The organism is Bradyrhizobium sp., from assembly GCF_049798375.1.
Taxonomy (GTDB): domain Bacteria; phylum Pseudomonadota; class Alphaproteobacteria; order Rhizobiales; family Xanthobacteraceae; genus Bradyrhizobium.
Genome location: NZ_JBARGP010000184.1, coordinates 1 through 9,328, shown reverse-complemented (window position 1 = coordinate 9,328; position 9,328 = coordinate 1). Strand labels below are relative to the sequence as shown.

8 protein-coding genes and 1 pseudogene are annotated in these 9,328 nt (G+C 64.8%); 4 read left to right on the top strand and 5 right to left on the bottom strand.

All coding sequences use genetic code 11. From position 1 onward, the window contains the following. Together WA702_RS07835 and WA702_RS07830 are read left to right on the top strand one after the other, a co-directional pair. On the top strand, nucleotides 1-440 hold a 440-nt coding region (locus WA702_RS07835), incomplete at its 5' end, for an efflux RND transporter permease subunit (RefSeq protein ID WP_425109958.1). 789 nt (nucleotides 441-1,229) lie between these two features. Further along, nucleotides 1,230-1,376, top strand: a complete 147-nt coding sequence (locus WA702_RS07830) for a hypothetical protein (protein WP_425109957.1) — start codon at nucleotides 1,230-1,232, stop codon at nucleotides 1,374-1,376. Between the two features lie 69 nt (nucleotides 1,377-1,445). Here the strand turns inward: WA702_RS07830 and WA702_RS07825 are convergent, their stop codons facing one another. Continuing rightward, nucleotides 1,446-2,414: an amidohydrolase family protein gene (locus tag WA702_RS07825; RefSeq protein WP_425109956.1), complete on the bottom strand. Its 969-nt coding sequence runs from the start codon at nucleotides 2,412-2,414 to the stop codon at nucleotides 1,446-1,448. Nucleotides 2,415-2,781: 367 nt separating this feature from the next. On the opposite strand from WA702_RS07825, the gene WA702_RS07820 reads away from it, so the two are divergent. Together WA702_RS07820 and WA702_RS07815 are read left to right on the top strand one after the other, a co-directional pair. Further along, nucleotides 2,782-3,234 (top strand): (2Fe-2S)-binding protein, encoded by a 453-nt coding sequence (locus tag WA702_RS07820; RefSeq protein ID WP_425109955.1) that lies wholly within the window; start codon nucleotides 2,782-2,784, stop codon nucleotides 3,232-3,234. A 1-nt stretch (nucleotide 3,235) separates the two neighbouring features. Beyond that, entirely contained in the window at nucleotides 3,236-5,548 is a 2,313-nt protein-coding gene (locus tag WA702_RS07815) for a molybdopterin cofactor-binding domain-containing protein (RefSeq protein ID WP_425109954.1), read from the top strand. 332 nt (nucleotides 5,549-5,880) lie between these two features. Here the strand turns inward: WA702_RS07815 and WA702_RS07810 are convergent. The 4 genes and pseudogenes from WA702_RS07810 to WA702_RS07795 form a co-directional block, all read right to left on the bottom strand. Then, nucleotides 5,881-6,428 (bottom strand): annotated as a pseudogene (locus WA702_RS07810) (hypothetical protein); the annotation flags it as partial. 11 nt (nucleotides 6,429-6,439) lie between these two features. After that, complete coding sequence (locus tag WA702_RS07805; protein ID WP_425109953.1) at nucleotides 6,440-7,849, bottom strand: TolC family outer membrane protein; 1,410 nt, start codon at nucleotides 7,847-7,849, stop codon at nucleotides 6,440-6,442. 296 nt (nucleotides 7,850-8,145) lie between these two features. Continuing rightward, nucleotides 8,146-8,925 carry an enoyl-CoA hydratase gene (locus tag WA702_RS07800; protein WP_425109952.1) on the bottom strand — a complete coding sequence of 260 codons (780 nt, stop codon included), beginning with the start codon at nucleotides 8,923-8,925 and terminating at the stop codon, nucleotides 8,146-8,148. 135 nt (nucleotides 8,926-9,060) lie between these two features. Continuing rightward, nucleotides 9,061-9,328 (bottom strand): hypothetical protein (locus tag WA702_RS07795; protein ID WP_425109951.1); only part of this gene is annotated, 268 nt, incomplete at its 5' end.

Here is a 9,328-nt window from a genome sequence, read left to right as displayed (position 1 = left end):
TGTGGTTCAATTTCGGCTCGATGGTCGACACGCTGCTCGCCATGAGCGTGATCCCGATGGCGATCTTCGGCGGCGTCGTCGGCCTGGTGGTCACTGGCATCCCCTTCAGCGTCTCGGCCGCGATCGGCTTCATCGCGCTGTTCGGCATCGCCGTCATGGACGGCATCATCATCCTGTCGCAGTTCAACCAGCTCATCGACGAAGGCTATGACCGCATCAACGCGGTGATCCGAACCGGCGAACTGCAGCTGCGGCCGGTGCTGATGACCTGCGTCGTCGCCGGCGTCGGCCTGTTGCCGGCGGCGCTGTCGACCGGCATCGGCTCGCAAGTGCAAAAGCCGCTGGCGATCGTGGTCGTCACCGGCATGATGCTGGCGCCGATCGTGATCCTGGTGACCTTGCCGGTGCTGATCTCGTTCTTCTCGCGCCGCGCGCGCTGAGGCGGCGCGGCATGCCGCCCGGCTGTCGTTCTTCAACCTGTCAAACAACGTTCGCATGCGACCGCTTTTTCCGTCATTGCGAGCGAAGCGAAGCAATCCAGAATCTCTCTGCTGCGACAGTCTGGATTGCTTCGTCGCTTGCGCTCCTCGCAATTACGGCGACATGCAATATCGTTCTCGCGACGCAGTGCGCCCGAGTGATGTCTCGACATCGGCCCTCGCAAGTGATGAGGGCGCAGGGAAGACCGGGTATCCGCTGATACCCATGGTCCGCGTGCAAACAAAAAGCACGCGGCAGAACCACAGGATCAGCCAAATAGCCGGCCTTCCCTGCGCGATGGTGTTACGGCTTATACGTGATCTCCTCGGGGACCGGCGTTTTTGCCCCCGTCGTTCGCGTGCTCGTCAAAGCATCGCGACCTTAGCGCCAGCACCGGGGCGCCAGGACCACACGATTTCGCCGTCCGCGGCAATGTCAGTCGTCGGCGTCTTGCAACGCACCTGACCCCGCAGCGTCCACCGCATTGCCGGTCCAACGTTCGTGACGACGCGTTCGCCCCTCATCCGGACCGGAACGCGCGCAGCATAATCCTGATTTGCTGAATTTCGGAAGATATTTATTTTTAGCAGAACCTCTTGAAACGAGCCTTGTCTTTGAAATCGCGGGTGAAATGAGTTTTTTCGCGCAGCATCAGAGGTATGCGGCGCGAGCACTTCACCGACCGTGCTGGTTGGAACGGGCGGCGTGCCTCGGAGGTTGTTTCCAACGTTTCATTTTTGGAGCTCGTGATGGACAAGAAGGACGAGAAGCGTGTTCCGGACAAGCAGGGCGGGCACCACCTGCCTCCGAACGGGACCGAGAACCCGATGGATGATACCGATCGGAATGGAGACAAGGTCGTCGACCCAAGCAAGCAGATCCCGGCTGTCGAGTAGTACGAAGCGCGTGGAGCGGAATATGCGGCGCCAAGCGATGGGTATCGCTGCGCTCAATCATGCTACAAACTAACCGAACCCGTATAGCCTCGCCGGATTGTCGACTAAAATCTTCTTCCGGACTGCCGCGTCAGGTGCCCAGACTGCGAGCTGGTTCATCAGCCTGCCATCGTCGATCTGATAGAGCGGGCGGACCTCGGTCGGCTTGATGTCGGTGCGCAGGGTCGAGTCCGGGTGCGGCCAGTCGGTGCCCCAAATGATGCGATCGGGATTGGCTTCGATCAGTGCCTTGGCGAACGGCGCGGCGTCGGGATAGTCGGGGCCTTCGGTCGAGAGCCGATAGGAGCCGGAGATCTTCACATAGGCATTGCCGCTCTTCACCAACTCGATCAGATCGGGGAAGCCCGGCTGCGACAGGCCGAGCTTGGCCTGGGCGCCGCCGAAATGGTCGAACACCGCCGGTACCGGCGATGCCATGACCTGGTCCTTGATCGCCGCGATCATCGGGGTGTCGGTGTAGAGCTGCACATGCCAGCCGCGCGCCTTGATGCGATCGACCGCGGCCTGGAAGCGGGCGCGTCCGACCGCGGGATCGCTGATGCCGCCGGTCGCAAGATTGATGCGGATGCCGCGAAAACCTTCGCCTTGCATGCGGTCGAGATCGGCCTCCGGCGTCTTGTCGTCGATCACGGCGACGCCGCGCGCGTCATTGCCGCGCGCCTTGATCCCGAACAGCGTCGCCGCGTTGTCGGTGCCATAGACCGACGGGGTGACGATGACGACGCGCTGGATGTGCAACGCCTTGTGCAGCGCCGCCATCTCCTCCGGCGAGGCCTGTTCGGGCGTGTAGACGCGCCCAGTGAAGAACGGAAATTTGGCGGGATCGCCATGGATGTGGGTGTGGCAGTCGACCGCGCCGGCCGGAACGTCAAAATTCACCGCCGTCGCGGGCTGCGACGCTTTTGCGAGCGCGGTTCTGCTGGTCATGGTCACTCCGGCGGCAAGGGACGCAAGGACAAGGCTGCGGCGGCTCAGCATGATGGTCCTTCCATATCCAGGCGCGTTCGTTGCGCGCGACGCGTCCGTGTACTCAAAGCGTGATTGTTCGTCGCACGGAAGGCAAGTGCAAGAGACAAACTGCGCCTTAAGAGTTCGCCGGAACCGCACCCGCCTAACGCAGATGCGAAATCGCTGATGATCGACGTGAACACTTCCCTGTGATGTCAACGTGTCCAGCTCTCTGATAGTTTTGACGGCTCTATGCGATTTGCCGAACCAGGAGGGACCTCGAGCGGCATCCATCAACACGACCCTCGCTGCCGGGCAGGTGTGCCTCACAGGCAAGCGAGCGGGAGGTGTGCCGCGAGCCTCCGTCCGAAATGCTTAAGCAGAGCGAGGGACGATCATGATCAAGCTGAAAATCAACGGCCAGGAGCAGAGCTGGGATGGCGACCCGGATCTTCCGCTGCTCTGGTTTCTGCGCGACGAGGCCGGCCTGACCGGCACCAAATTCGGTTGCGGCCAGGCGCTGTGCGGCGCCTGCACCGTAATGGTCGACAACGATGCCGTGCGCTCCTGCATCACCTCGGTGTCCGACGTGGCCGATCGCGAGGTGACGACGATCGAAGGCCTGCATCCGACCGGCGACCATCCGGTGCAGAAGGCTTGGCGCCAGGTCAACGTTCCACAATGCGGATATTGCCAGGCTGGCCAGATCATGCAGGCCGCCGCGCTGCTCGCGACCAATCCGAAGCCGTCGCATGACGAGATCCGCGAGGCGATGGCCGGCAACATCTGCCGCTGCGGTTGCTATCAGCGGATCGAAAACGCCGTCCATCTCGCGTCCACGGGGGTGTGACATGAACATCATGAGCAGTTCGAACAAGCTTCGCGGCTTTGAAAAGGCCGTTCGCGTCGAGAACGTATCGCGCCGCACGATCCTGAAAGGTCTCGGCATCGCCGGCGGCTTCGTACTGGCCGCGCCAATCCTGTCGCGTCCGGCTTTCGCCTATGAGACCGGCGCCGGGAAGATGCCGCACGGCGTGGTGGTCGATCCCCGCGTCTTCGTCTCGCTCGCGCCTGACGGGACCGTCACCATCCTCGCCCACCGCGCGGAGATGGGCACCGGGGTTCGCACCAGCCTGCCATTGATCGTCGCTGAGGAGATGGAGGCGGACTGGACGCGCGTCCACGTTCAGCAGGCCCATGGCGACGAAGTCAAGTATGGCAACCAGGATACCGACGGCTCCCGCAGCACCCGGCACTACCTGCTGCCGATGCGGCAGATCGGCGCGTCGGCCCGCTTCATGCTGGAGCAGGCGGCGGCCAAGCGCTGGAACGTTCCTGTCATGGAGGTGAAGGCGGTCAAGCACGAGGTGGTGCATGACGCCAGCGGCCGGCGTCTCGGCTTCGGCGATCTTGCCGAGGATGCTGCGAAGGAGTCGGTGCCCGGGATCGAGGGGCTGAAGCTGAAGGACCCGAAGGACTTCCGCTATCTCGGCAAGGGTGAGATCTCGATCGTCGACCTGCACGACATCACGACGGGCAGCGCGCATTATGGCGGCGACATTCGCCTGCCTGGCATGAAGTATGCGGTCATCGCGCGACCGCCGGTCACCGGCGGCAAGCTGGTGTCGTTCGACGGCGAGGCGGCGCAGAAGGTCTCGGGCGTCGAGAAGGTCATGGAGGTGAAGGGCTGGCCCTGGCCGTCCAAATTCCAGCCGCTCGGCGGCGTGGCGGTGATCGCCCGCAACACGGGCGCCGCCATCAAGGGACGCGATGCGCTCAAGATCGTCTGGGACGACGGAGCCAATGCGAAATACGAGTCCGTCGCCTATCGCGCCGAGCTCGAGGCGGCGGCACGCAAGCCGGGCCTCGTCATCCGCAAGGAAGGCGACGTCGACGGCGCCTTGAAGACGGCCGACAAGGTTGTTGTCGGCGAGTACTACCTGCCGCACCTCGCCCATGTCAGCATGGAGCCACCGGTCGCGGTGGCCAACGTGAAGGGCGACAAGGCCGAGATCTGGGCGCCGGTGCAAAGCCCCGGCGGCACCCGCGAAGACGTCGCCAAAACCCTCGGAATTCCCGAGGAGAATGTCACCGTCAACGTGACGCTGCTCGGAGGCGGCTTTGGCCGCAAGTCGAAATGCGATTTCGCCTTGGAAGCTGCACTGCTGTCCAAGGAATTGGGAACGCCGGTCAAGGTGCAGTGGACGCGCGAGGACGACATTCATCATGACTTCCTGCACACGGTCTCGGTGGAGCGGATCGAGGCCGGGCTGAAGGACGGCAAGGTGGTGGCCTGGCGCCACCGCAGCGTCGCACCCAGCATCGCCTCGACCTTCGCGGCCGGGGCGGTGCACCAAGCGCCGTTCGAACTCGGCATGGGCCTGATCGACGTGCCGTTCGAGATCGCCAACATCCAATGCGAGAATCCGGAAGCGGCCGCCCATACCCGGATCGGCTGGTTCCGCTCGGTCTCGAACATCCCACACGCCTTCGCGGTGCAATCCATGGTCGCCGAGATTGCGCAGGCGGCGGGGCGCGATCCCAAGGACATGCTGCTGGAGATGATCGGGTCGCCCCGGCACGTCGATCTCTCCTCGGTGAAGGACCCCTGGAATTACGGCGAGCCTTACTCCAGCTATCCGATCGATACCGCCCGGCTGCGCAAGGTGGTCGAACTGGTCGCCGAGAAAGCCGGATGGGGTCGGTCGCTGCCGAAGGGACACGGGCTCGGCATTGCCGCGCATCGCAGCTTCGTCAGCTACATCGCGACCATCGTCGAGGTCGCCGTCGACGAGAAGGGCAAGCTGACGGTGCCGCGCGTCGATACCGCGATCGATTGCGGCACCTACGTCAATCCCGAGCGCATCAGCTCGCAGATCGAAGGCGCGGCGATCATGGGGCTCGGCCTCGCCAAATATGGCGAGATCACCTTTAAGGACGGAAGGGTGCAGCAGAAGAACTTCGACGACTTCCCGGTGCTCCGGATCGACGAGTCGCCGCTGGTCACCAACGTGTACATCGTGCCGCCGGCTGCCGACACGCCTCCGAGCGGGGTCGGCGAGCCCGGGGTGCCGCCGTTCGCACCGGCGCTCGTCAATGCGATCTTTGCCGCGACCGGCAAGCGCCTCCGCGCGATGCCGATCGGCAAGCAACTGGAGGCCTAGCCGGGAACTGACGTTCGCAATCCCTGTTCATTGAACTTGATCTCTCAAGAGAGGACAGGACAATGAGCACGACCTTCAAGGCGCTCGCGGTGACATTCATCCTCGCGGGCGCCATTGGCTTCGCCACGCAGCAAGCGGTGGCGGAAGACAACACGCCGCCGACCACGGCAACCCGACCCGCCGCCAACGGGCCGGATCAGAGCTCGGTGCCGAATGCGGCGCCGCCGGCCACACGTACGGAGACCACAGGACAATCGGCGCCGGATCCCAAGATCAAGGAAATGAACGATCGCGAGCGCAGCAAGGTCGAACGCGAAGGCAAGTGAGGCCCAGCCGCTCCAGCGATCGAGCGCGCGTACGATCTCCGTGACGTTAGCCTCGGCCGGGCGTGACCCATCGACCCGCAGCACAGGACAGGGCAGGCGGGCGAGCCAGGTCTCGTGCTTGGACAGATTGCGTCCCTCGCGCGTGCCGTCCTCGTAATGCGAGGTCCATTCGACGAACGATTCCGTCTCGTCGTGGCGCCAGCCGCCCGGCGCGACGGCATCAGCTCCGAAATGGGCGGCCTCGCGGTTGCGCAGCCGTTGCAGGCGCAGTTCGCGCGGCGTCTGCACGAAGACGACAAGATCGAAATGCGAAATCAGCTCATTGCCCCAGCCGACCACGGAGCCGCTCAGCACCCAGTCGGCACGCGGCAGGAACATCTCCTGCATCAGCCGCAGCCGCTCGGCCGCTGCGCCTGGTAGGGCGGCACAGTGGGCAGCCAAAAATAGTCGTCGCTGTCGTGTTGCGGCAGCGCGAGGACATTGGCCAGCGCACGGCCGAGCGTCGTCACGCCCGAGCCGGACGCGCCCATGATGTGGATGCGACGCCTTTGCATGGTGTGTCCGATCACTGCCCCGACGGCGTGCGCAGGCCGTGCCAAGCGTCGCGTATCTGGTGATAGTGCACTTCGGGCAAATAGTCCGGCGTGTTGAGCGCGAGGTTCTTCACATCGAGCCGCCCGATCGCACTGAGCAGCGTGTAGGAGGCGACGACGCGGTCGCGCTGCGCGCCGATCAGCCGCGCCTTGGCCTGGATCAGGTCGGACTGCGAGTTCAGCACGTCGACCGTGGTGCGCTGGCCGCCCTGGGCCTCTTTGGAGACGCCCTGCAAGGCGACGGTGGCAGCGCGCACCTCGGATTCCGAGGCGGTGACGGCGATCTTGGCGCCTTCATTGGCGACCCAGGCGCTGATCGCCGCGGTGCGTGCCTGGTTGCGGACCTGGTCGAGCACGAGCCGGCTCTGGGTCGTGAGCTCCTTGGCCTGACGGGTCTGCGAGGCCGCCATGCCGCCGTCGTAGATCGGCGCCGTGACGTTGGCGGTGAGCGAGGCCTGATCGGTGCCGAACGTCCCGAGGGTGGGATCGGAATCGCGGCTACGGCTGACATTGCCTTGCAAGGTCACGGTCGGCAGCAGCGTGCCTTCCGCGATCCGGATCGCGGTCGAGGCGGCATCGACGTCGAAGCCGGCCGCGGTCACCGCCGGATTCTCCTTGGCGGAGAGCACGATCGCGTCCTCGCGGCTGCGCGGCAGCAGCCGGTCGATCGGATCGGCCGCCTTCAATACGCCGGGTGGACTGCCGATCACCTGCGCATAGGTCGCCTGGCTGATGGCAAGGTTGACCTCGGCCGCGTTGAGATCGGACTGGCCACGGGCGAGCCGCGCTTCGGCCTGCGAGCTATCGGTCGGGGTGACGTCACCGGCATTGAGGCGGCGCTGCGTGATCGACAGCGTTTCCTTCAAGAATGCGATGTTGGAGCGCTGCGCCTCGACCAGCGACTGGTTGGCGATCACGTTGGTGTAGGCGGTCACCGCGTCGAGCAGCACGCCCTGGCCGACATTGCGCAGCGCCTCGCGGCCGGACTGCACCTGCAGCTCCGCCTGCCGCACGCTGTTGGCGGTCCTGTTGCCGTTATACAGGGTTTGCGTCACGGTGACGCCGATCTCCCAGGGCTTCAATGTTGCCGATTGCACGACGTTGCCGGGCAACAGGTCACGCACCGCCTGCAGACCGACTCCAAGATTGGCGACGATCTGCGGCCGATAGCCAGACAGCGCCTGCGGCACGTTCTCGTCGGTGCCGCGCTGGCGGGCGCGCTCGGCATTGAGCTGCGGGCTGGTTTGGTAGGCTTTGACCAGGGCCGCGGCCAGATCCTCGGCGCGGGCCGGCGTGGCGGCGATCGCCACGCATGCGACGAGCGCGAGGCTCGCACCGCGCCCGAACACCCTGCCAGCGCCAAATTCTTTGGCTCGCCCCACCTGCGACTCCACGCGTCCCGTTTGGTCGCTTGTTACATGTTTAGACGGCGGAACAGCCACAGGCAAAGGGCGCTCAAGAAAAACCCCAGAGTTTTCCGCGATTTGATGTTGCGGCAGTGCCACAGACATTTTGGCTTTGGTCGCGATCAACGCGTCACGCGAGCGCATCAGCGCTTCGCGCGATGGCGCCAGCATTGAGCCCGTGGAACTACGGCGCGGTGATTTGACCGTAGCCGTCGTTCACGACGCGCCCATGTCGGCGCCCGATCAGGGCGCCGGCCTCGCCGTTGCCGATGTCACCGGTTCTTGTTGACCGGCTTGCGCTTCTCGATGAACGCCGCCATGCCCTCGGCGCGGTCTTCCAGCGCGAAGGTCGCATGAAACAGGTTGCGCTCGACATTCATGCCTTCGGTCAGCGTGGTCTCGAAGGCGCGGTTGACAGCTTCCTTCGCCATCGCAGCCGCCGGGCGCGACATCGCGGCGATCTTCTCCGCCGCCGCCATCGTCTCGTCCATCAGCTTGTCCGCAGGCACCACGCGGCTGACCAGGCCTGCGCGTTCGGCTTCAGTCGCGTCCATCATCCGCCCGGTGAGGCAGAGATCCATGGCCTTGGATTTGCCGATGGCGCGAGTCAGGCGCTGGGTGCCGCCGATGCCGGGAATGGTGCCGAGCGTGATCTCCGGCTGGCCGAATTTCGCGGTGTCGGCGGCAATGATGATGTCGCACATCATCGCCAGCTCGCAGCCGCCGCCGAGCGCATAGCCCGCGACCGCGGCGATGGTCGGCTTGCGGCATTTGGCGAGGCGGTCGCCGCCAATGTCAGCGAAGTCGGACGAGAACATGTCGATGAACGTCTTCGGCTGCATCTCCTTGATGTCGGCGCCGGCGGCGAACGCCTTCTCGCTGCCGGTCACCACGATGCAGCCAATGGCGTCGTCGGCTTCGAGATCATCGACCGCCGCCGCGATCTCGCTGAAGACGCCGAAGGACAGGGCGTTGAGCATTTTCGGGCGGTTCAGCCTGACGATGCCGACCGCACCTTTGCTCTCGACGATGATGTGCTCGAAGACGCTCATGCTTGACCCCTGCAAGAAAAATCAGCGGCCAATGTGCCCGCTGGCAGGGTGCGCTTCAAGTGGGAGGGGCAATTGCAGCGGCGGCGCGGGCGATTGTTGATCGCAAGCCGCGCCCGGCGCTGAATCAGGTCGGAATCAGATCATGAACATGCGGGCGGCCGACCCCAGCGTGAGCAGGGTGCCGCAGGCGATGAAGATCTTGCCGATGATCGAGGCCTTATCCCAGCCGGAGCTGTCATCGGTGCTGGCTACGACCGTCGTTGCGGTCGCATCGGATGTCGCGGCGGCTGTCGTGGTGGCGGTGTTGTCGGCGACTGTATTTCCGGCAGCAGGGAATGCGGCGTCGGGCGCGGCCTGCTGGTCGGCGGGTGGGTCCGCAATTGCCGGCGTGGCCGGAGTGGCG

Excerpts from the sequence above, each read along its gene's own strand:
- WA702_RS07830 (WP_425109957.1), top strand. The coding sequence starts at position 1,230 with ATGGACAAGAAGGACGAGAAGCGTGTTCCGGACAAGCAGGGCGGGCAC.
- WA702_RS07825 (WP_425109956.1), bottom strand. The coding sequence starts at position 2,414 with ATGCTGAGCCGCCGCAGCCTTGTCCTTGCGTCCCTTGCCGCCGGAGTG.
- WA702_RS07820 (WP_425109955.1), top strand. The coding sequence starts at position 2,782 with ATGATCAAGCTGAAAATCAACGGCCAGGAGCAGAGCTGGGATGGCGAC.
- WA702_RS07815 (WP_425109954.1), top strand. The coding sequence starts at position 3,236 with ATGAACATCATGAGCAGTTCGAACAAGCTTCGCGGCTTTGAAAAGGCC.
- WA702_RS07800 (WP_425109952.1), bottom strand. The coding sequence starts at position 8,925 with ATGAGCGTCTTCGAGCACATCATCGTCGAGAGCAAAGGTGCGGTCGGC.